This is a genomic window from Microvirgula aerodenitrificans DSM 15089 (assembly GCF_000620105.1).
Taxonomy (GTDB): domain Bacteria; phylum Pseudomonadota; class Gammaproteobacteria; order Burkholderiales; family Aquaspirillaceae; genus Microvirgula; species Microvirgula aerodenitrificans.
In genome coordinates, this window is record NZ_JHVK01000003.1 from 150,274 (window position 1) to 171,341 (window position 21,068).

Below are 21,068 nucleotides of genomic sequence, written 5' to 3' on the forward strand. Positions count from 1 at the left end.
TCTCGCGAAAACGCCGAGCATCAGCCCGGCGTCGGTCGTATTCGTTGCTGCGTGCTGGCCCGCCGGCATCGGACGCCCGTCGTTCCCGCGCCCGGTGGATGTAGTCCTGCAGTTGGCGCTGGGTGAACGATGCCCTCATTGCAGGCTGCTCATCAGGCCGCACGCCGAATCGATCAGCGCCTGCCGGGCCTCGGCCAGCCGTCCGCAGCGCACCAGGGCTGCAGCGGCCTCAATGTCGGTCACGGCCATATCAGCAGCAGTGGTCAGATCGTCGGCCTCATCCTGCCGGCGCGGGTCGGTACTCAACCGTGGGTCGTTCGAGTGCCAGGCGACACCCAGAGGGGCCTCGATCATTTCCATGACAGCAGCCCCCACAGGTCCAGCGGCACGGCGTCGTAGCAGATGGCGGCCAGGGTGGCAGCAGCAGCGGCGTAGAACAGGGCGCCCAGCGTGGTGAGAGCAACATCGCAGGCAACGGCCAGCGGCGTGTCGGCCGGGTCGCGGGTGAAAATACGGCGGCGGATCGGTCCCATCACATCCTCCAGCGGTAGATGAAAAACAGGGCCACGCCGCAGCGGATGATGCATTTCGCGCGGCAACCCTCGGCACGGAGCCGCAGCACCGTGGCGTCGTCCAACTCGTCCAGCTCCGCCAATTCAGTCGTGACCATGTTGGTCTCCCATAAAAAAGCCCGGCACAGGGCCGGGCTGGGTGGTTGTTCTTGCCTCATTACGCGAGGCCCACGGCATGCGCTCATGCTGGTATGGGTGCCGCTGCTCTCCCGGCTGGTCTCGTCATGCGTCCTGACGTTGGGTACACGGGTTGGAAGTCCGCGCCCGTCGCGCTGTTGGTGGCCGGCGCTGCTCCCCGGCACAGCTTGTCTTCGTTCGGCTTTATCCAAGCTACTGGCCTAATTCGGGGTTGGTTGCCCGTCTCGATTCTGGCCCTATCGCATCAGCCTGCGCATTCACCAACACAGAGCGCGCCTTCGCAGCACCTTCCGGAATCGACCTACTGCGGCGGTCGTGGAACCACGGCTGTGAGCCATGAATTCCTTCGGCAAGGCGCGCTCTGTGTTGGTGCCCGTTTAACCTCCGGGCCAGAGGATGGAGAAAGCCCATGAGGGCCTACGATCAGCCGGCAGCAGCTACCCGCGCCGCTGGCGATCCACTCCCGATACCATAATGCGCTCGGGAGCCACGCACCGGCATTGAATTGCGCCGGGGTGCTGCTATATTGAAATTGCCCCTGCGTTGAAAGCAAAGCTCATCCGTAGGGACCGGGAAGGCCTCAGCTGCTACTCAGCAGTCGGGGCCTTTCCGTTTTTGTGCCCGCGTCTCAGCTCGGCCTCGATCTTCATCCAGGCTGAGTAGGGGATGACGACGTGGGCGCCTGCTCGGACCCGCGTCCACGGCTCTACCAGAAATTCCCACCGCCCCTTGTCCAGATCTGCAGCCAGGCTTTCGACCACCTGCGCCGATGCAACGGCATCATCGACAGTCACGAATGGGATCTGGAATCGTTGTTCTGACATGCCTATCCTTTGAGAAAAAAATTTACCAGCGGCAGAAAATTCGGATAGAAATTTTCGTCATGACGCATAAAATGAGCAATGCCATCTAACTAATCATTGGGAGAAATGCTCATGACTACTCCTATCAACACCCCCATCACTTGCCCTGAATGCACTGGCGATAAACTCAAGTACGCCGAGACAAGCGAAGGGCCGGACAGCTACGCCTGCGTTGGCTGCGGGCATGTTCTTCATCCTGAAGAGATCCACGAAATCACCAAGGCCTTGAGCGAGCGCCTTTTTGCCGGGTTCCTGTCAGGGGCTACGAAGGGCTGAGTCCTTGCTTCCTTGATCAAGCAGCCCGGCGTGCAGTGTTTGCAGATTCACCGGGCTGACCTTTGGCCACCAAAACCGCCTGTCTCGGCTTTGGTGATCGGCTTCTGGTGAGGCCGTTCATGCATCGTTGAGAGGGCTATATACGCATTCGATCCGCGTGTAGCATCGGCGAACCGTCCCCCTGCAAGGGGCCGGCCTGGCATAGCAGTGCCAGGCGGCGCGGCTGCTACTGCGCTGAAGGTGAAACCCGCCATGGTCGCCCTTGGGCCACCGCCGGCCGGTCAAGCCGAATGTCAGATTGCGTGCTAGCCGCAGTCAGGCATCCGCCAGCAAGGGCGGAATACAAGTGCTCAAGCGGGTTAAATGCCCGTGGCCACGGGCTTTCAATCAGGGACATCGAATGAAAGCCGTCGTGAAGGTGAGCATCAAGATAAACGTGGCCCAGTGCATTCTCGCGTTGACCACGCTTGTTCTGCTGATGCTGTGACCAAGGGGCCCGCTTCGGCGGGTCTCCGAACTTCTACAGCCCTCTCAACGATGCCGGCTCATTGAACCGGCCCTTTGCCCGTTACTCGCCACAGGCCGGCGTTCCGTCAGAGTCATTCGCAGCGCCTCATGCGCCTTGTCGTCTGATCGCCCGCCTTGTTGCTCTCGGCGGGTCTTGCTCAGCTTCTCGGGCGCTGGCGGGGCCCCGTCTACGACAGGCGCTCTCCGCCTGCTATCGAACCGTATCCTGCTCAATTGTCTGGTCCCGCGTGGGGGCTCCTGAGATCGGTCGGCGGTGTGTTGCCGTGGTGTGATTGCAAGATAACTTAGGTTATAAATGAAGTCAATAACTAAAGTAATAATTCTTGCTGGTAGGAAGAACTCTGGTTGTTCTGACGTAACAAAGCCCGCGAGCGGCGGGCTGTTGATGGGGGTGGGCGGCTAGGACGGCAGGCGCGAAAAAGCCCCGCGAATGGCGGGGCTTAGCCTGAAAAGCAGAACTAGGTCAGCGGCACTTCAGCGCGAACGCACTGCTATGCTGCGGAGTAGGTTTCATGCTCTTCAGTAGTTCCGACAGCCACGGGTTGAGCTTCGGCTCCCTCGTCTCCTGCTGAGACTTCTTGATGGCTTCCTGAAGCATCTGTTCCATGGTCATCTCCTATTTGATCGTCAATTTCACCACTGGTGACTGGCGTAGCTACTGCAGCGCTTGCTTCCACCGCACGCTTTAGCACACCGTATATCACGTGGTTAAGGTTAAAGGTAACCGGCTGATTCTGCCAGTACGGTCCGACATTCGCAACTAAGTAGTCACAGATTATCGACTCCTCATGGCATGGGCTACGAACCTTTGAGAACAGCTCTTTTGCCTCTGCCCTGTCGATCACGAACTCGTGGACTGGGTAGTCCCAGATCAGCTTCTGCAGCGCCCCTTCTAGTAGGTTCTCATGGTAGGCGTTGAGGCGCTCCCCGTACTTCTGAGCAATGTTGATTGCCCGTTGCATCTCTCCAAGCCTCACGGGGTCTATCTGAGAAACGACCGGCTGGTAGAGGGATGCTATAAGTCCATCGGCGATGCTTGCTGCAGTCTTTGTGGAGACACCGCTTCCCCTATTTATGTCGACCAGAGCTTTCCTGAACGAAGTCAACGCGGCGCTTTCTAGGTACTTTACAGCCTGCAAAATATCTAGGCCAGAAGAGTTTTGGAACATCTCATCTGGCTTGCTTACCTGAATATCTAGCGGCCCTAACTCCCCTCTGTCTGCGATAACAAGCTCTGATGCACCTATGCACATTAGGGTCCCAGCGCTCTTGCATGACGTAGGAATCAATATGGAAAAGTTGCCTTTCCCGTACGTATGCAGCAAAGCCCTTGCTATCCGGTAGCCTGCATTCGGATCCCCCCCATTTGTAGCCAATACCAAGATAGCGCGGTCTTTGGCCTTCCTGGGTAGTGAGTCGCAAATTGATTGGTATCCGTCCTTGTTTATCATCCCGAAGTAAACGTACACATCTGAATCTAATTTCTCCAAGCAGACTCTGATGCTGTTGATGACGCGAATCCCATCTTCCATTTAGTTCTCCACGCTAACTGTTTGAATTTTTGTTGATATTTTCATCTTCGCTAACCGGTCATGTCAGCCAACACCGGCTACCGTGGCCACCACCGCCCACTACCCACCGCGCCAGACCATGCTGGCTACCGCGGACGTCCTTGGAAAATCACCTTGCCGCAGATCTGAGAGTTATCAGGGATACGGATGATCCGCTCCGGCCATGCCGGATTGATCGCCAGCAGGAACGTTCCATCCTGGGTGACCTGCAGCCGCTTGAACGTTGCCTTACCCTCCGGGGTGCGCACGATGATGTCGTCGCCGTGTACGTAGCCCCCACGGGGGTCCACGAAAATCATTTCCCCGTCACGATACTCTGGCGACATCGACTCCCCCTCAACGCGCAGAACGTAGGCGTTTGGGGTGTGGGTGACTGGGCACGGATACCACGCCTCGGCATCACCCGGCGCCAGGTTGTCGATCACGTCGCAGAACGACCCGGCCTGTACCCATGAGATCAGGGGCAGCATGCCGCGGACGTCCGGGCCTGGGGAGACGTTGGTGTCAATGCGAGCTTTGTCATCAGTTCGCGCGACACCTTCATGTATGACGCCGCGACTCAACTCCTCGGCCGTCACCCCGAAAATTTTGGCGATTTCAACGATCTTGCGAGTGTTGCCACCATTCTCAATTTTCGCCAAGCCCGGCTGACTGATGCCGATTTTTTTTGCCAGCTCGTCCTGAGACCAGCCGCGCGCCTCACGCAGGCGCTTGATTAGTGCTGATGTCGTGTTTTCCATGAGGCGAAGTTATTACCGAAGTGATATGCGGTCAAAGAACTATGGTTGTATCAATCCATAACTAAGGTTATTATTCGTGCATGAACACCTTAAAATCGCTCATGGATGAGGTCGAGAAGGCCGGAAGCCAATCCGCATTTGCTCGGATGGTCGGTGCATCTCAGGCCACGATTTCAAACCTACTTCTCGGGAAGAAGATGGCTGGCCCTCGTCTCGCCATCAGGATTGAGGCGGTAACCGATGGTCGAATTCGCCGGCACGACCTCTGCCCATCCGCAAGCGAGATCTGGCCCGAGAAACCCACCACCGAACCAGTCGCATAGGAACCGCCATGCATGAGTCGAATGTTGCCCGTGGCCTGGTGCAATCGCACGCAGGCGTTTTTGATCAGGAGTGTGTATGAGTGCGCCGACGTTGATCGGGCTTGAGCAAGCCTTCCGCTCGGCCCTGACGAGCCCCCGCGACAAGCGGGCCGTTGCTGACGCTTTGTCGTGGGACGATTCCCAGGTGTCGAGGTTTCTGAGCGGCCAGCAGGGCATCCCCATCGACAAGCTGGATGCCGCCATTCAGGCCCTCGGCTATGTGCCGGTGACGCCGCGCTATCTGGACTGCCTGGCCTACATGGGCCAGATCGGTGCCAGCTGTCAGTGCGCACGCCAGGGTATGGGCGAGTGCGGGAGGCATTGACGCATGCACCAGATCATTAACGAACTGCTGCGCCCGCTGCTGCCCGAGCTGACAGCGTTCTGCGACGCGGTGGAGGAGTAGGGCGTGGGTATCAATTTCCTGTCGATGCTGGAGCGACCCGTGGCATTCCAGCGAGTGTTCGTCGACGTGACCGGCTGCGCCAATGCCGCGCTACTGCTGTCGCAGATCCACTACTGGCACCCGCGCACTGGTAACGGCGACTGGTTCCACAAAACTGCAGACGAATGGCGTGACGAGATCGGCCTGACGAAACGCGAGCTGGAGACCGCCCGCCGAACATTGGTCAACCTTGGTGTCATCGAGTACCGCCGCGCAGGCATGCCGGCCAAACCGTATTACCGCCTGGATGCGGACCGCCTGAACGCGATTTTGGCGTCGATTTACCACGCCAGAAACGCCGACTCCAGTTACGCGGAAAACGCAGAACAGGATTCGCGGAATACGCAGAACATGTCACGCGAAAAACGCGCAGCTAAAAGAGCAGAGACTACTGCAGAGACTACTACAACCTTCGCTAACGCTCAGGTTGTGCCGCCCGCGAAACCGGTCAGCCGCAAATCGCCTCTGCCTGACGGGTTTGCCCCATCGGATGCCCACCGGCACCTCGCCGACGAACTGCAGGTGACGCTGAGCTATGAGTTCGACAAGTTCCGTGATTACCACGTTGCGAAGCGCAGCCTGTTCGTCGACTGGGACGCCGCGCTGCGGAACTGGTTGCGGAACGCCGCGCAGTTCTCTCAGCGGCGCATGCCATCCGGCCAGCCATCGATGAACGTCGCCGACCGTCGTGCCAACACCATCGCCGAACTGACCGGCAAATCCCGAGGAGACCAGCATGCTCGCACCGTCGATGCTGAATACCAGCGCGTCTGAACCGCTGTCGACCGCCTGGGTCGAGCGCCTGTTCAAACGCCTGTCTGCGATGTACGGAAACCGTTTTGCCGACATGTGGGGCTCGGTGGACGCTGGCGAGATGAAATCGACGTGGGCCGATGCGCTGGCTGGCCTGACTGGTGTCGAGATTCGTGCCGGGCTGGACGCATGCAAAACCCAGAAATGGCCGCCGACCTTGCCGGAATTCCTGCTGCTGTGCCGCCCGCAGCCCAGCGCTGACCCGGAGACCGCGTTCTACATCGCCGCCGACCAGATGGTCCGCCGCCATGCTGGCCAGCCGGAGCAGTGGCCGAGCCCGCGCCATTTCTGGGCTGCCCAGCGCGTTGGCGGCGACATGCAGCACCTGTCGTGGCGCGATCTGGCCGGCCGCTGGCGCGCCGCCTGGGAACAGGCTGCCGCCGACGTGAGCAGGCCGATCCCGGCTGCAGCCCCGCCCGAACAGTCGCTGCCGGCGCCTGGCCGCACGACCCGCAACGAGGCTGACGTGTCACGCATGCTGTCCGAGGCCCGTGACCAGGTGCTGGCGCCGCGTGCGTCGAAATACCCGGCCGGCGTTGACCTGAGCTGGACCGAGAAAATCAACGATGCCCCGCGCGACTGGCCAACGATTTCCTGCCGCTACGCCGCCGAGGCCCGCGCGAAATTCAACCTGCCCATCAGCGATACCCTGCGCAAATTCCTGGGCACGCCACAGGAGGTCGCCGCATGACCACCGCCACACGCAACAACGCCTACCGCAACCACCGCGCCAGCGGCCGGGCCGGCACCCAGTGCGAGCAGATCCTCGCGCTACTGCGTCGCAGCCGGGTACCGCTGCTGCGGGCTGAGATTGCCGGGAACCTGGGCATGTTCCAGTCGAGCGTCTGTGGACGGCTGGATGAGCTGCGCGCCGCAGGTGCTGTGATCGTCGCCGGGAAGCGGCTGAATCCCGCGACGGGCGTCGAATGCGACACCTACCGGGCCGCGCTGCTGTGGGACGAGACCGAGGCAGGGCAGGCCGACATGTTTGCTGGGGTGGCGGCATGACCAGACGAGCCCAGAAACCGACCGTTTTCCTGCGCGTCGCCAAGGGCGCACTGGTACCGGCCGACGCCTATGCGCAGAGCCAGTTGCGAGCGAAGGGCTACACGGTGGGTGATGTCCTCTCGGCCACACTGAAAAAGCTGAACAACCCGCGATTCCACCGGTTGATGCATCGGATCGGCACCCTGTGTGCTGCAAATATCGATTCGTTCACCGGCATGGACGCACACCAGGTGCTGAAGCGCATCCAGTGGGAGGGTGGTATCGGCTGCGAGGAAATGGGCGTCATGGTTCCCGGCGTCGGTATGGCCATGGCGCGGTTCCCTCTGTCGCTGTCGTTTGAATCGATGGATGACGGCGAGCGGCATGAGGTGGCCAGAGCTATGTGCCGGTACATCAGCGAGAAATATTGGCCGTCGATGCGCCCGGAGCAGATCGAGGAAATGGCAGAAAGCTGGGTGGAAGAGGCATGAGGATCGAGAGCAAAAAGCTTCGTGCGAGCGCACGCGGCGAGGACTGCACGCTGAACATTGCTGGCGTGTGCAGCTACGACAGCGCCACTGTGGTGCTGTGCCACCTGCCGGATGAGTCCCACGGCATGGCGCGCAAATCCGACGACATCTGCGCCGTATTCGGCTGTGCGGCCTGCCACGACGTCATCGACGGCCGGGCCGGCAGCCTGAGCACGGAGGATCGGCAGTTCTACATGCGCCGCGCGATGGTACGGACGTGGCGCCGGTGGATTGCGCTCGGTTTGGTGAAGGTGCCGAAATGAACCTGGGCGATGCCGATTTCTACGCCAAATTCATTCTGGGCTGCTGCCGCGGAATCCACCACCAGGCCTATCGGCGCGACCTGATCGCATGGCTGGCGCGGCAGGATGAGCAGTTGGCTGCCGACGTGAAGGCGCGCGTTGCCGCCGGATGGGACAGAGCATGATCGAGCTGACCATGCCATACCCGCCCAGCGCAAACACCTACTGGCGCAGCCCAAACAAAGGCGCGCTGGCCGGCCGGCACCTGCTGAGCGAGAAGGGGCGCCGGTACCGGGCCGAGGTGCAGGCGCTGTGCGTGGTTGAGCGCGTGCGGCGCATGACCGGCCGGGTGACCGTGGAAATGCTGGTGTGCCCTCCTGACCGCCGGCGGCGCGATCTGGACAACGTCCTCAAGGCCACGCTGGACAGCCTCACCCATGGCGGCGCATGGGACGACGACAGCCAGATTGACCGGCTGGTGGTGAGCCGCGGCGACGTGGTGCCTGGTGGGCGGCTGCTGGTGAGGGTCAAGGAATTCGAGAGGGGGCAGGCATGATGTTCATGACCGTGAAAGACATGCTCGGCTGGGCATTCCGGATGGAGACTGTCGTCCTCGCCAAGACGCAGAAATACTGCGAGACAGCCGCGCCATCGTTCGGTGGCCTGTTGCCGAACGAACTCAAAGCGCAGGCGGCGTTGATTATGGGCAAGGTCGATCGGCTGCCGTTCGAGGAGCGCGCCGTGCTGTGGCTGTATTTCACGGGAAGGGAAACCGAAGCGATCGCTCTGGCCGGCGGCATGCCTGGCCGGTACGGGATGAAGGCGGATCGCGATCTGTTGCTGAAGTGGTCGCGCGGGGAGGGGGTGTCGTGTCGGGACTTCGCTGATCGGCATTCCTGCTGCCACATGACGGCAAACCGCTATGAGAAGGCGCTGTACCGCCGGCTGAACGCCATCCTAAGGCGTGCGATGCTGGTCATCGAGATTCAGCACCTGCAGCTGATTCGGGTGCCAATGGTAGATCGCAACCAAGCCACCGCTTGCTTGACAGCGTGAATGTTACACTGTAGAGTCAAATACATAGTGTGAATCAGTGCGCCCATCGGTCATCCGGTGGGCGTTTTGCGTTTACCGCCCCCGTCCCATGGTGGTCTGGCACTCAACGATCATCCGCCAAGAAATGCTGTGCCCAGCGTGGCCTAGTGCATTAGATGGGAGTTCGTCTCCTGCATGGCAAACTACCTCAAAGCCACACACCTTGCATCGATAGATCCCGGTTCGAGGCGCGGGGCTGCCCGGCACTGATGCCAAGGTGCTTCTGGTGCTGACCGTGTGGATAAACCTGGTGTCGTGAACAATGGCCATTGGCTGATTATCTGTTTTGGATGGTTTTTATTATACAAAATCCATAAGCCATTTTTCTGGCTGTGGTCATGGATGTGTCACGGCTTGGTAAAGCACACCGAACACTCGCCGGGTTCCGATCGGACAACTCGACGTCCTGCCGGCAGACGGCCGCTCAGGCGCTGCAGGCCGACTTGGCGGCGGGAAGGCTGGCGATGAGACCGGCCCGTTTGACAGCATGGGTGGCTGAGAGTGCATTACCCTGAATTCTTGGCTTTGCAGGCCTCTTCGGCATCGGCCTTGGAATGAAAGATCCCGTACAGCCGTCGCTCTCGCACCGTGTCATAAAGATAGAACTGCCTGATGGGGATATTGGTACTTGCCTGCGGCCTGCTCCCTTGATGAATTACGGCAGGGTGGACCGACCTGACGATGTACCTTGGCCCCATAAGCGGCTCCTTTATCCATGGCGATGAGAATATTGAGTGGCGTCAATTTTATGCCATTGTCAGCTTGATTTGGTAGCTGTTCTTGATTTCATCCGCAACCCGCTCCGGCGGGTTTTCCCGTTTATGGAGGGTATGCAATGCAGCAATACATCGGCACCAAGATTATCAACGCCAAGCCCATGACCCGGCTCGCCTACAACCAGTTTCGCGGATGGGAACTGCCGGCTAGCGAGAACGGCACCGATGAAGGCTTCCTCGTCGAATACGTCGACGGCGGCAAGGCCAACACTGCCGAGTACGCCGGCTACGTGTCGTGGTCGCCCGAGGATGTGTTCGAGCGCGCATATCGCCCGGCCGCCGGCATGACGTTCGGACAGGCCATCGAGGCGATGAAGCTCGGACAGTGTGTCGCCCGCGCCGGATGGAACGGAAAGGGAGTGTTCCTGTACCTGATTAAGGGCTCCGATCTGCAAAGCGGCCTCAAGTATGGCTTCGGAGAACTCATCGGCGAGCCGGAATTCGTCAGCACGATTTGCATGAAGACTGCGGACAACAAGCTAGTCGCTGGCTGGCTCGCATCGCAGACCGACATGCTGGCCGAAGACTGGTACATCGTGGGAGAGCCAGCATGAACGACCAGCAAATCGAGCAGGAAATCCAGGCCAAGGGCCTGACCGCGCCGCGCATCACGCCGGCAGATATTGAATCGAACATCGACACCGAGATTTACTTCACCGCAGACCACGGCATCGAAGGAGCTCTGGCCAAGATGGAGCTGCATGCCCGGCACCAAGGTGGCGGACACGTCGGAAGCCTGCGCCTGCTGACCTTCTGCGTCCTCGTCCTGAAGAACGGCTTCACCGTCACCGGAGAGAGCGCGTGCGCCAGCCCTGAAAACTTCGACACCGAGCTTGGCCGAAAGATCGCGCGCGAGAATGCCATCGCCAAGGTCTGGCCGCTGATGGGCTACGAGCTGCGTACCCAACTGTCGCGCCCGGTTCTGACCGAGGCAGATGCCATCGCTGACCTCAATGGCATACCGAGACCGGCAGCCGCCGCATGACCACGATCGCATTTGATGGCCGAACGATGGCCGCAGACGGCCGAGCCACCGCCAATGGCGTGATCGAGCGTGACAACTACGTGAAGGTGTTCCGGCTCGGCGACCGTCTGGTCGGGTTTGCTGGCGATACACGGTACCTGCCGGGCGTGAAGCGGTTCCTGCTGGACGAAGAGAAGTCGCTGCCAACCCCGGCCGGTGAATCTGAATTCGATGTACTGGTATGGGACGGCCATGTGCTGCGTGCCTACACCGACGGCGTTGACGAGCCTGACGACTTCGAATGGCTATGGGCGATCGGCTCGGGCGCCATGCCGGCGATTGCTGCCATGCGGGCCGGCGCTGACGCTGAACACGCTGTCCGCATCGCCATGACCATGGACGTGTTCACCGGTGGCCAGGTGACGACCTTGACGCTGGTCGAGTGAGATTTGCGCGCGGGCACCTCGGAAAGGGGGTGGTCCGCGCTAGCTTCTTGACGTACGATTGCGACACAATTTTGCCAGCAAGAGACTCTCATGAACCCTTCCGAACGGATTACCCCACACGAACAGCTACTGCTGGATCAGATTGTCGATGTCTGCTCAAGGCCGGATGACTATTCGCGCATTGCGCAGGTCGTGGGGGAGGTGACTGCCAATCTGGTTGACGCTGATGAGCGATCTAACCTGATCAAGTTCATGTCCGTCAGGGCGGAGACCCTTAGTCAGACCGGCAGCGCAGATGAGCGAGATGCAATGCTGCATGCGCGGAACCTGTTGCTCTGATCGTGCCGCAGCCGTCAAACACAAGCCCGCCGTCAGGCGGGTTTATGTTTGATGGCCGATTTCCAATAACTACCCCATGAACGAGGTGCATGCACATGGCCCTCTGCGGAGCAAAAACCCGCAGCGGGGAGCCATGCAAGCGCCACTCGGTGCCCGGCTCGACCCGCTGCAAGCTACACGGCGGCAAGAGCCCAGGAGCGGCAAAGGGCAACCGATATGCCGCCCGCCCTGGCAGCCTGTACAGCCGATTCCTGTCAGATGAGGAGCAGGGCATCGCGGCCAGCATCGAGCTGGGCAACGTCGACGAGGAACTGCGGCTGACGCGCATCCGTCTGATGCGGGCACTGCAGCGTGAGCAGGACAAGGGCGACACGCTGGAGGTCGAATCCGAGACGACCGAGCCGGTAGAGATCGACGGCGAGCCGACCGGCGGCGACCTGATCAAGAGAACGGCCAAGGTCCGGGACTACTCGGCGCTGATCGACAAGCTGACTGCGCGCGTCGAGTCGCTGGAAGCGCGCCGAGTCGCCCTGGTGGCTGCTGCGCTGGACGCCGAGATCAAGCAATTGGAGATCGAGAAACGGCGTGCCGAGCTGAAAGACCCCGACGACGACATACCGTCACCGGTCAAGGTGGTGGTCGAGGTAAGGGACGCAAGGAAACCGCATGCCTAGCCTCAACATTCCGCAGGCCTCGTTCCTCGCGATGCCGCACAAATTCCGCGCCTACGTGGCCGGGTTTGGGTCCGGGAAAACGTGGGTCGGCTGTGGTGGGCTGATGCAACATTTCTGGGAGTACCCACGCATCAACGCTGGGTATTTCGCGCCGACTTATCCGCAAATCCGCGACATTTTCTACCCGACGGTCGAGGAGGTGGCCAGAGACTGGGGGCTGCGCTGCAACATTGTCGAGAGCAACAAGGAGGTCCATATCCATGAGGGGCGACGCTATCGCGGGACGGTAATCTGCCGGTCCATGGAGCGGCCGGAGACCATTGTCGGCTTCAAGATCGGCAAGGCGTTGTGTGACGAGCTGGACGTCATGAAGGCCGAGAAAGCACGCCAAGCATGGCGGAAGATCATTTCACGGATGCGGTACCAGGCCAATGGCCTGAAAAATGGCGTCGATGTCACGACGACACCGGAGGGCTTCAAGTTCGTCTATGAGCAATTCGTCAAGGCGGTGCGCGATAAGCCCGGCCTGTCTGCGCTGTATGGCCTGATCCAGGCAAGTACCTACGACAACGAAGCGAACCTGCCTGATGACTACATCTCGTCGCTGTTCGACTCATACCCGCCCGAGCTCATCGATGCCTACCTGCGCGGGCTGTTCGTCAACCTGAAGTCGGGGTCTGTCTACCCGAATTTTGATCGAACGCTGTCTCACACTGATGCCGAAATGGATGAGGGGGAGCCGCTGCACATCGGCATGGACTTCAACGTGCTGCACATGGCCGCAGTGGTCTACGTGATCCGCAATGGCTGCCCGCTTGCAGTGGACGAACTGGTTGATGTGCGCGACACGCCGACGATGGCGCAGATGATCAGCGAACGCTGGCGAGACCGCGGGCACGCGGTGACGATCTATCCGGACGCATCCGGTCAAAACACCAGCAGCAAGCGGGCCAGCGAATCCGATCTGACCATTCTGCGCGCAGCGGGATTCTCCATCTACGTGACTGGCGCAAACCCGGCTGTCCGTGACCGCGTGTTGGCGACAAACGCCATGCTGCTGAATGCAAACGGTCAGCGCCGCATGCGCGTAAACACGCATCGCTGCCCGAAATTCACCGAGGGTCTGGAACAGCAGGCATACGACAAAAACGGCGAGCCGGACAAGTCCAGTGGCATTGATCACGTCAACGATGCGGGCACCTATCCCATCGTGCGGCTGTACCCGGTTGAGCGGCCGGTGACTGCCATCCGTGTTCCTTCACAATTCGCCGCGGTTGACAGAGCCGGCGGCTACTGAGGTATCCCCATGATTGATTCCCCTCTCGACGATGAGATCGCCGAGGCGAGCCGGCGCGCCCAAGCGGAGCGCATGCAGGTATTCGGCTCCCGCCTGCAGGGGCTGATTGACCGTGCAGTGGCCGACAAATCAGCACTGGAACAGCGGTGGCTCGACGACCTGCGCCAGTACGAGGGTCGGTATGATGCCGAGACGCTGTCTGCGCTGGAGCGGGCGGGACGCTCGACTGCGTTTGTCAGGCTGACGCGGGCCAAGTGCCTGGCTGCCGAGGCCAGGCTGGCGGAAATGCTGCTGCCAACCGATGACCGAAACTGGGACATCCAGCCGACACCGGAGCCCGACATGCCGAGCGGCCCGATGGCAACCCAGCGTCAGGCGTCTGCCGATGACGCAGCGGCGCGCATGCGACGCCGTATGGACGATGTGACGGCCGAATGTGACATGAACGGCGTTATGCGCGAGATGCTGCACGATGCGGTCACGCTCGGCACGGGCATCGTCAAGGGGCCCGCAATCGAGAGCCGTACCCGGCGCCGCTGGGCCCGGCGAGAGATTGCGCCGGGGGCATTTGTCAGTGCCATGGAAATGACGCGGGATCTGCGCCCGAGCGTGCAACGTGTGTCGCCGTGGGATTTTTTCGTCGACCCAACCGCGACCGCTCTTGCCGATGCTGAGTGGATGGCTGAGCGTCACCGCATGACGCGGCAAGCGCTGCGTAACCTTGCTCGCGTGCCGGGATTCGACGCCGACGCCATTCGTGAGCTGCTGGAGGGGGAACCCAAGCGGAGCGCTTCTGCGGGCCGGGTCGACGAGGTGGCAACCGACAACGACGGACGCGTGATCGATCGCGGCCGCTACGAGGTGTGGGAATACCACGGCGAAATTGACCGTGAGGATCTGGCTGCCGCTGGTGTCGAAATGCCTGATGACGCGCTACTGCTGGTATCCGGTGTGGTGTGGATCTGCGATGGACATGTGCTGAAGGCATCTCTCAACCCACTCGACAGCGGAGAACCGCCGTACAGCGTGTTCGCATGGGAGCCAGACAGTACACGGCCGTTCGGCCTCGGTATCCCGGCTCTGTGCCGCGACAGTCAGCGAGTGGCCAATGCCGCATGGCGCATGCTGCTCGACAACGCGGCCATGTCCGTGATGCCACAAATCGTGATCAACAGCCAGATCGTGACCCCGGTCGACGGGGAGTGGGTGCTGCGCCCCGGCAAGCTCTGGCAAGTAACCGAGCGCAACACGCCGGTCAATGCAGCATTCGGAGCGTTCCCGGTCGCAGCAAACCTGAACGAGCTGATGCAGACATTCCAGACGGCGGCGCAACTGATCGACGAGGAAACGAGCCTGCCGCAGATCGCTCAGGGTCAGCAGACTCAGGCCACACCCGAGGTCACCAAGACTGCCCAGGGCATGGCCATGCTGCTGTCCGGCGCGTCTACCGTGCTGCGCCGTATCGTCAAGCGATTCGACGACGACATGTTGCGACCCACGCTCAGCCGGCTGTACGACTGGTTCATGCAGTACGACCAGGATGAAACGATCAAGGGAGATATGGAGATCATCGCTCTCGGGTCCAGCTCCCTGCTGGTCCGTGAGCAGACGCAGCAGGGGCTGCTGAATCTGCTTCAGCTCGCGCAATCCTCGCCGGTGCTCGGGCCGATGACCGATATTCCGGCGCTGTACCGCAAGCTGGTGCAGTCGATGAGCATTTCCGCCGACGGGCTGGTGCTGACCGATGAGCAAATGAAACAGAAACAGCCGGCTGGGCTGCAGACGCCGCCACCGGAGATGATCAAGGCACAGGTGGATATGAAGCGCCTGCAACTGGACGAGCAAAAGTTGCAGATGGAGGCGCAGCGGCTGCAGATGGATATGCAGGCCCAACAGGCTGAACTGGCCATGCGCCAGCAAACCGAAATGGCCCGCGCACAGGCTGCCGCTGAGGCGGCACGCGCCGAGCTGGCCAAGGCGCAGTTGGATGCCCAGTTGGATGCGCACGACATGCAGTTGCGTGAGGCAACCGCCGAGCAGGATTCCCAACTGGCTCTACTGCGGCTGCAGTCCGACCGTGAACTGTCCGCTGCGCAGATCCAGGCAGCGCGAGAGGAAACGGAATTGACACTCGACAGCAAGCACAAACTGTTCAATGCCGAGGCGGCACTACGGCTGCAGACGGGGGCAGGCATCTGATGGTCGATATTCATTCCGACACCTGGGGCGCTGTCAGCAAATTCGTGGAGGAGTCCCTGCAGGATGCCCGTCAGCAGCTTGAGTCACCGACGCTCGACCACGACCGGTCGCAATACCTGCGCGGACGGATTGCCGCGCTGTGCGACGTGCTGGCACTGACCCGGGACCCGGCGCCGCTGGCACCCAAGACGACCGGTTACTGACCCGCCTCATGGCGGGTTTTTTTCACCCTGCCGCCGCAAGGCCGCACACCCACCACGCCGTGAAAGGAAACACCGCATGGACACCAATCAACCTGCGCAAACCGCCAATGCCGGTCAGCCGGCAGAACAGCACTTCGAAGACGCCTTTGCCGAGTTCTCGGCCGCACAGGGTGGCAGCGCCCCCCTCGCCACCGAGCCTGCCAGCAAGGGGGGCGATGGCGATCCCGATGCGGGCAACCCGAAAACCGCCACTCCCCCGGACACGGCCATGCCTGCTGCCGAGTCCGGAGACGCGGATCGGCTGAAGGCGGAGCGCGATGCGGCTCTGCAGGCGGCGCGCAGCGATGCCGGCCGGCAGGCAGCGCTGCAACGGCGCCTTGCAGAAGAGCGTGAACGGCGCGCTGCCGCCGAGCGTGCGCTGCAGCAAAAGCTGGAACCGGCCTCGTCGCAAGACGACGCCACCATGGCTCAACTGGAAGCAGACATGCCTGAATTGGCTGCAGTGCTGAAAGCTGAGCGAGAGCGACACCGCGCCGATCTGGCCGCCGTGTCGGCGGCAGCCAGACTCCCGGCGGAGTCGCTGACGCGCGAAAACCACTTGACCCAGCAGTTCGCCGCCCTTGGGGCCGCGCACCCTGACTGGATGCAGGTGGTGAATGATCCGGCATTTCATGGCTGGGTCAATCAGCAGCCACTCCGTGTCCGCGACATCCTCAACAGTGATGACGCCGATGAGAGTGTGTGGCTGCTGTCGCAATTCAAGCGGGAACAGACGCAGGTCCAGACGCAGGCCAAGGCCGCTACCGACAAGGTAGCCGCCGAACGCGACCGGCGCCTGCAATCTGCCGTCGGTGTCCCGGCCAGAGGGGGGCGACCGGAATCGTCCGGCGCGCCCGAAGATTTTGAATCCGCGTTCGAGTTTTACGCGCGGAAACGCTGAGGAATTTTTGAATGGGTACCACTACCTATGGCTCGATCAGCCAGCGCACGGCGGCGTGGGCTGCCAATGAAATGCTGGCGCACGCCGAGCCGATCCTGGTGCTGGGCAAATTCGCCCAGGCCAAGCCGATCCCGAAAAACACGGCCGAGGCGGTCAAGTTCCGCCGCCCGGTTCCGTTCCCGCCGGCTGTCACGCCGCTGTCCGAGGGGGTCACCCCGACGCCCCGGGCCATGAACTACGTTGACGTACCGGCCACGCTACAGCAGTACGGTGATGTGGTCGAGATCACCGACAAGGTTGCCGACGTGGCAGAAGACCCGGTGCTGAAAGATGCGACCGCGCTGTGCGGCGAGCAGGCGGCCGAGACGATCGAGGTGCTGACCTATGGCGTCCTGCGTGGTGGCACCAACGTGTTCTACGGCAACGGTGCCGCCCGCAACGCGGTCAACTCGGCCATCGGTTTGAACAAGCTGCGTGCAGTGACCCGATTCCTCAAGGCTCAGCGGGCCAAGGAGGTGACCAAGATGCTGAGCGGCTCGACGAACTACAAGACCGAGCCGGTCAGTGCGGCATTCATCGCGTTCGGCCATACCGACATCGAGGCCGATCTGCGCACCCTGCCGGGGTTCGTGCCTGTCGAACTCTATGGACAGTCGATGAAGGCGTTGCCGCACGAAGTCGGCAAGGTCGAAGGCATCCGATTCATCCTGTCTCCTGCGCTGGCGCCGTTCGTGGATGCTGGTGGCGCCAAAGGCGCGATGAAGTCGACCGCCGGCACCAGTGCTGACGTGTATCCGATCGTGATCGTCGGTCAGGACGCCTATGGCACGGTCGCGCTCAAGGGCGCCACGGCCATCACACCGATGGTGCTGAATCCGGGGACTCCCCGTGGCGGCGATCCCCTCGGCCAGCGAGGGACGGTGGGCTGGAAAACCTATTTCACCGCCATCCGCCTGAACGAGGCCTGGATGGCGCGGCTTGAAGTGGCTGTCACTGACCTGTAAGTAACCCGAAGTGCCCGCCCAGTGCGGGCATTTCTCTTTCCAAGGAGCGAATATGGACGAGATCCAACAGACCGAATCCACCGAACCCAAGCAAGCTGCCAGGCAACCCAAGGGCAAAAACGACAGTGTCGTCATCCACATCAGCAAGGAGCGTGGCGAGGCTGGCGATGTGTTCGTCGGCGTCAATGGCGTGAGCTATCTGATCAAGCGGGGTGTCGACGTGACGGTGCCGCGTGCCGTGCTGTCCGTGCTGGAAAACGCGGTTCAGGTCGAGTACGACCCGGAAACGCTCGATCCACGCGAGGTGCCGAGCTATCCGTACAGCGTGAAGGGCTGATATGACCTTCCTTGACCTGTGCCGGCGCCTGCGGATGGAGGCCGGCCTGTCTGGTGACGGCCCGACCGCAATCGCCGGCCAGGTCGGCATCAACGCCAAGTTGATCGCCTGGGTCCGGCAGGGCTATCAGGACATCCTCAATCTGCCGCGTGACTGGGACTTCATGTGGCGTCAGGTCAGTATTGATCTGCCGGCTCATGCCGTCCGCGTGGATCTGGCTGGCGACTATCAACTGACCGACGTAGGGCGCATCGTCACCGATACCATGCGTATTGGTGGCGCTCGATGCCGGTTCGAGCCTGATTTCAGCCTGCTGTCCGAGATGCTGCCCGGTGCGCGACTCGTCTGGTCCCGGCTCCCTGATCGGCGTATCGCACTGGCGCCCGCCACTGATACGCCGGTCAGTATGGCATTCGACTACTACCGGGACAGCCATGACCTGATTTCGGATGCTGACGTCCCGCTGATGCCGGCGCCGTATCGCATGGCGATTGTCTGGCGAGCGTTGATGCACTACGCCGGGCACGACAGCGCTCCGGATCTGTATGCCACCGGAGAGCGGAACTATCAGCAGTTGCTGGCACAGATGGATGCAACCCAGCGGCAGATGTTACGGCGTGGCGGGGTTTCGCTTGATCGCATCGAATCGTTGCCTGCCACCGCTTATCCACTGGCGTAGGGGGGCGAATGAGTCAGATGGATTACACCCCGCTGGCCGGCGGGCTGGACCTGGCTGCCAGCCCGATGCAGATTGCAGCCGGCAGATGCTTGACTGCGGAGAATATCGAGCAGGTCTATGGCCTGTCCGGGTATCGCCGCGTTGATGGGTACGAACGATTCGATGGCCGCCTGCTGGCATCCACGGCCCGGTACTACATCGCCACGGCCTGCAACATGACCGCACCGTTGTCGGTTGGCGATATTGCCACTACCCCCAGTGGCTCGGCCGAGATCATGGCAATCGAGGGTGATGTGCTGGTGCTGGTCAACGTCTCCGGCTCGTTGACCGCCGGTCAGACGCTGTCTGTACTGGCAGAAGCCCGGGCAACGCTGGCTACCGATGCAGCCGCAGGCACGTTTGATTCGCCGGATTACCGAGCTCGTCGCCGCGCTGCCGTCGCATATCTGCGCGCCAAGATCGGGAAGGTACCGGGCAGCGGCCCGGTGCGCGGCGTCGCGGTATTCAACGCCCAGGTGTTTGCGCTACGCGACAATGCCGAGGGGACGGCCGCGGCGCTCTATCGGTCGTCGCTGACCGGCTGGCAGTTGGTCTGTGACCTCTTCCGCCCCGGCGGCAGCCTGCAGGCGGTAGTAGCAAACTTCATTGGTGCCACTGCTGGCAGGGCCTGGTATGGCTGCGATGGTGTCAATCCGCCATTCAAATGCGACGGCAGCACAGTGACATTCATGGCGCCAATCATGGGCAGCGAGGCGACCGCGAGCAATGCGGTGACGCCGGCTGCAGGCGACCTGACGTTTACGGTCGTCGAGACGTCGCGCAGTTGGGCGGTAGGTGACGAGCTGGAGGCGTGGGCCCCGGCCGCGCCGGCCAGTTGGCTGAAGGGCAAAGTCAAAAGCTATTCCGGTACGACGCTGGTGCTGACCGTGGCCGAGTTTGCCGGTGCCGCGTCGAGCGCCTGGCGCATTGCCCGCGCAGACCGGTCTGACCGGCCTCGCCGTGTGGCTGAGTTCAAGAACCATCTGTTCCTGGCCTATCCGAACGGGCAACTGCAGCACAGTAACCTGGGAGACCCGATGCGCTACACCACGACTGCGGGGTTGCTCGGGGTCTCTGACGAGATCACCGGCATGGCATCGCTCAAAGGGGATGTGTTCGCGGTGTTTTGCCGGGGCCGGATCGTGTTTCTTACCGGAGCCAGCAAGGCCGACTGGCAGTTGGCCACGCACTCGCAGGACATCGGCGCACGAACCAACTCGGCCGTGGAGACTGCCGGTAACGCGCTGTTTCTCGACTCGCGGGGCCTGACCAGTCTGGCCGCTACGCAGTCGTTTGGCGGATTCAGCGCGGCACTGCTCAGCCACGCGGCGCAACCGCTGATTGACGCAGCGACGACCAGTGCGATTGCTGCACGGGCGGTGAAGCGCAAGAACCAGTACCGGATCTACCTGCCCGGCGGAATGGGGATCACTGCTGCCGTGTGGCGACCGGCGCCAGTGATCGAGCCGAACTCGGTGGCGTTCACGACGTTTCGCTATGAGCACCAGTTCAGCGCATTCGCCAATGGCGATGATGCGGATGGCGATGAATTCAACGTGTTCGGCACTACCGATGGCTGGGTAATGCTGGAAGACAGCGGGACATCGTTTGACGGTGCGCCGATTGCCGCCCGGATCGCGCTTCCGTTCCACTACCTCAAGCGGCCGGCGCAGAAAAAGCGGTTCCACCGTATGGCGTTGGAACTCAATGCGGCAGAGCCGATCGAGCTGCTCGCCCGGCACACATTCGACTACGACGGGCTGCGTTATGACCCCTCGATCGTGTACCGCGTCGATGCGCAGCGGCATGGGGCGGCATGGGGCGCCGCCGAGTTCGGTAATGCCATCTGGACCGGGCCAGGGGAGGACAGCCCAGTTGTTCACCTCGATGGGGTCGGTACCAGTATTGGGGCGCTGATCTGGCATGAGTCGGACGACACGCCTGCCTTCACCCTCTCGGGCATCAGCCTGTATTACTCGCTGCGAGGCGAGCAGCGATAACGGAGAACA

At 61.6% G+C, this 21,068-nt stretch carries 30 protein-coding genes; 24 read left to right on the forward strand and 6 right to left on the reverse strand.

Features of this window, described 5'->3' with window-relative positions; genetic code table 11:
* Nucleotides 1-135: 135 nt before the first annotated feature.
* The 4 genes from Q352_RS0104300 to Q352_RS0104315 form a co-directional block, all read right to left on the reverse strand.
* Nucleotides 136-360, reverse strand: coding sequence for a hypothetical protein (locus tag Q352_RS0104300; RefSeq protein ID WP_036385235.1), 225 nt, complete (start codon nucleotides 358-360; stop codon nucleotides 136-138).
* The gene (locus Q352_RS0104305) at nucleotides 351-533 is read right to left on the reverse strand and encodes a hypothetical protein (protein WP_028498280.1); all 183 of its coding nucleotides are present in this window, start codon (nucleotides 531-533) and stop codon (nucleotides 351-353) included. The genes Q352_RS0104300 and Q352_RS0104305 overlap by 10 nt, the downstream gene beginning before the upstream one ends.
* Nucleotides 533-670 carry a hypothetical protein gene (locus Q352_RS23205; protein WP_156952461.1) on the reverse strand — a complete coding sequence of 46 codons (138 nt, stop codon included), beginning with the start codon at nucleotides 668-670 and terminating at the stop codon, nucleotides 533-535. Before Q352_RS23205 ends, Q352_RS0104305 begins: the two co-directional genes overlap by 1 nt.
* 627 nt (nucleotides 671-1,297) lie before the next feature.
* Nucleotides 1,298-1,534, reverse strand: a complete 237-nt coding sequence (locus Q352_RS0104315) for a hypothetical protein (protein ID WP_028498282.1) — start codon at nucleotides 1,532-1,534, stop codon at nucleotides 1,298-1,300.
* Between the two features lie 111 nt (nucleotides 1,535-1,645).
* Between Q352_RS0104315 and Q352_RS0104320 the strand changes: the two genes are divergently transcribed.
* Complete coding sequence (locus Q352_RS0104320) at nucleotides 1,646-1,849, forward strand: ECs_2282 family putative zinc-binding protein (RefSeq protein WP_146745079.1); 204 nt, start codon at nucleotides 1,646-1,648, stop codon at nucleotides 1,847-1,849.
* 1,019 nt (nucleotides 1,850-2,868) lie between these two features.
* On the opposite strand, the gene Q352_RS19750 is transcribed toward Q352_RS0104320, so the two are convergent.
* A complete protein-coding gene (locus tag Q352_RS19750; RefSeq protein WP_051528673.1) occupies nucleotides 2,869-3,909 on the reverse strand; it encodes a S49 family peptidase domain-containing protein in 1,041 nt (346 codons plus the stop codon).
* A 125-nt stretch (nucleotides 3,910-4,034) separates the two neighbouring features.
* Nucleotides 4,035-4,688: a LexA family protein gene (locus Q352_RS19755; RefSeq protein WP_036385237.1), complete on the reverse strand. Its 654-nt coding sequence runs from the start codon at nucleotides 4,686-4,688 to the stop codon at nucleotides 4,035-4,037.
* Between the two features lie 101 nt (nucleotides 4,689-4,789).
* Between Q352_RS19755 and Q352_RS24410 the strand changes: the two genes are divergently transcribed.
* The 23 genes from Q352_RS24410 (at nucleotide 4,790) to Q352_RS0104455 (ending at nucleotide 21,059) form a co-directional block, all read left to right on the forward strand.
* Nucleotides 4,790-5,011 carry a transcriptional regulator gene (locus Q352_RS24410; RefSeq protein ID WP_373280112.1) on the forward strand — a complete coding sequence of 74 codons (222 nt, stop codon included), beginning with the start codon at nucleotides 4,790-4,792 and terminating at the stop codon, nucleotides 5,009-5,011.
* A 76-nt stretch (nucleotides 5,012-5,087) separates the two neighbouring features.
* The gene (locus Q352_RS0104345; protein WP_028498284.1) at nucleotides 5,088-5,375 is read left to right on the forward strand and encodes a helix-turn-helix domain-containing protein; all 288 of its coding nucleotides are present in this window, start codon (nucleotides 5,088-5,090) and stop codon (nucleotides 5,373-5,375) included.
* 84 nt (nucleotides 5,376-5,459) lie between these two features.
* Nucleotides 5,460-6,269: a hypothetical protein gene (locus Q352_RS22155; protein WP_051528674.1), complete on the forward strand. Its 810-nt coding sequence runs from the start codon at nucleotides 5,460-5,462 to the stop codon at nucleotides 6,267-6,269.
* Entirely contained in the window at nucleotides 6,232-6,999 is a 768-nt protein-coding gene (locus Q352_RS19765; protein WP_051528675.1) for a hypothetical protein, read from the forward strand. The genes Q352_RS22155 and Q352_RS19765 overlap by 38 nt, the downstream gene beginning before the upstream one ends.
* Nucleotides 6,996-7,316 (forward strand): hypothetical protein, encoded by a 321-nt coding sequence (locus Q352_RS0104360; protein ID WP_028498285.1) that lies wholly within the window; start codon nucleotides 6,996-6,998, stop codon nucleotides 7,314-7,316. The genes Q352_RS19765 and Q352_RS0104360 overlap by 4 nt, the downstream gene beginning before the upstream one ends.
* Nucleotides 7,313-7,786: a hypothetical protein gene (locus tag Q352_RS0104365; RefSeq protein WP_028498286.1), complete on the forward strand. Its 474-nt coding sequence runs from the start codon at nucleotides 7,313-7,315 to the stop codon at nucleotides 7,784-7,786. The genes Q352_RS0104360 and Q352_RS0104365 overlap by 4 nt, the downstream gene beginning before the upstream one ends.
* Nucleotides 7,783-8,088, forward strand: coding sequence for a nuclease domain-containing protein (locus Q352_RS0104370; RefSeq protein WP_028498287.1), 306 nt, complete (start codon nucleotides 7,783-7,785; stop codon nucleotides 8,086-8,088). Before Q352_RS0104365 ends, Q352_RS0104370 begins: the two co-directional genes overlap by 4 nt.
* On the forward strand, nucleotides 8,085-8,252 hold the full coding sequence (locus Q352_RS23210; RefSeq protein ID WP_156952462.1) for a hypothetical protein: 168 nt from the start codon (nucleotides 8,085-8,087) through the stop codon (nucleotides 8,250-8,252). Before Q352_RS0104370 ends, Q352_RS23210 begins: the two co-directional genes overlap by 4 nt.
* An 11-nt stretch (nucleotides 8,253-8,263) precedes the next feature.
* Nucleotides 8,264-8,623: a RusA family crossover junction endodeoxyribonuclease gene (locus Q352_RS0104380; protein ID WP_211249597.1), complete on the forward strand. Its 360-nt coding sequence runs from the start codon at nucleotides 8,264-8,266 to the stop codon at nucleotides 8,621-8,623.
* On the forward strand, nucleotides 8,620-9,123 hold the full coding sequence (locus Q352_RS0104385; RefSeq protein WP_028498289.1) for a hypothetical protein: 504 nt from the start codon (nucleotides 8,620-8,622) through the stop codon (nucleotides 9,121-9,123). The genes Q352_RS0104380 and Q352_RS0104385 overlap by 4 nt, the downstream gene beginning before the upstream one ends.
* An 874-nt stretch (nucleotides 9,124-9,997) precedes the next feature.
* Nucleotides 9,998-10,492, forward strand: a complete 495-nt coding sequence (locus Q352_RS0104395; RefSeq protein ID WP_028498291.1) for a DUF2829 domain-containing protein — start codon at nucleotides 9,998-10,000, stop codon at nucleotides 10,490-10,492.
* Complete coding sequence (locus Q352_RS19770; protein WP_084299838.1) at nucleotides 10,489-10,923, forward strand: Gp49 family protein; 435 nt, start codon at nucleotides 10,489-10,491, stop codon at nucleotides 10,921-10,923. The genes Q352_RS0104395 and Q352_RS19770 overlap by 4 nt, the downstream gene beginning before the upstream one ends.
* Nucleotides 10,920-11,348, forward strand: coding sequence for a hypothetical protein (locus Q352_RS0104405; protein WP_028498292.1), 429 nt, complete (start codon nucleotides 10,920-10,922; stop codon nucleotides 11,346-11,348). Before Q352_RS19770 ends, Q352_RS0104405 begins: the two co-directional genes overlap by 4 nt.
* A gap of 90 nt (nucleotides 11,349-11,438) precedes the next feature.
* Complete coding sequence (locus Q352_RS0104410) at nucleotides 11,439-11,687, forward strand: hypothetical protein (RefSeq protein WP_028498293.1); 249 nt, start codon at nucleotides 11,439-11,441, stop codon at nucleotides 11,685-11,687.
* Between the two features lie 95 nt (nucleotides 11,688-11,782).
* On the forward strand, nucleotides 11,783-12,361 hold the full coding sequence (locus Q352_RS0104415; RefSeq protein ID WP_028498294.1) for an HGGxSTG domain-containing protein: 579 nt from the start codon (nucleotides 11,783-11,785) through the stop codon (nucleotides 12,359-12,361).
* Nucleotides 12,354-13,658, forward strand: coding sequence for a terminase large subunit domain-containing protein (locus tag Q352_RS0104420; protein WP_028498295.1), 1,305 nt, complete (start codon nucleotides 12,354-12,356; stop codon nucleotides 13,656-13,658). The genes Q352_RS0104415 and Q352_RS0104420 overlap by 8 nt, the downstream gene beginning before the upstream one ends.
* 9 nt (nucleotides 13,659-13,667) lie before the next feature.
* Entirely contained in the window at nucleotides 13,668-15,857 is a 2,190-nt protein-coding gene (locus Q352_RS0104425) for a portal protein (RefSeq protein ID WP_028498296.1), read from the forward strand.
* Nucleotides 15,857-16,060, forward strand: a complete 204-nt coding sequence (locus Q352_RS19775; protein ID WP_036385240.1) for a hypothetical protein — start codon at nucleotides 15,857-15,859, stop codon at nucleotides 16,058-16,060. The genes Q352_RS0104425 and Q352_RS19775 overlap by 1 nt, the downstream gene beginning before the upstream one ends.
* Nucleotides 16,061-16,136: 76 nt before the next feature.
* The gene (locus tag Q352_RS0104435) at nucleotides 16,137-17,000 is read left to right on the forward strand and encodes a hypothetical protein (RefSeq protein WP_028498297.1); all 864 of its coding nucleotides are present in this window, start codon (nucleotides 16,137-16,139) and stop codon (nucleotides 16,998-17,000) included.
* Between the two features lie 11 nt (nucleotides 17,001-17,011).
* Nucleotides 17,012-18,004 carry a N4-gp56 family major capsid protein gene (locus Q352_RS0104440; protein WP_028498298.1) on the forward strand — a complete coding sequence of 331 codons (993 nt, stop codon included), beginning with the start codon at nucleotides 17,012-17,014 and terminating at the stop codon, nucleotides 18,002-18,004.
* Between the two features lie 52 nt (nucleotides 18,005-18,056).
* Nucleotides 18,057-18,341: a hypothetical protein gene (locus tag Q352_RS19780; RefSeq protein ID WP_036385242.1), complete on the forward strand. Its 285-nt coding sequence runs from the start codon at nucleotides 18,057-18,059 to the stop codon at nucleotides 18,339-18,341.
* Nucleotide 18,342: 1 nt separating this feature from the next.
* Nucleotides 18,343-19,020 (forward strand): phage adaptor protein, encoded by a 678-nt coding sequence (locus Q352_RS0104450; RefSeq protein WP_028498299.1) that lies wholly within the window; start codon nucleotides 18,343-18,345, stop codon nucleotides 19,018-19,020.
* A gap of 8 nt (nucleotides 19,021-19,028) precedes the next feature.
* Nucleotides 19,029-21,059 carry a hypothetical protein gene (locus tag Q352_RS0104455; RefSeq protein WP_156952463.1) on the forward strand — a complete coding sequence of 677 codons (2,031 nt, stop codon included), beginning with the start codon at nucleotides 19,029-19,031 and terminating at the stop codon, nucleotides 21,057-21,059.
* Nucleotides 21,060-21,068 lie beyond the last annotated feature (9 nt).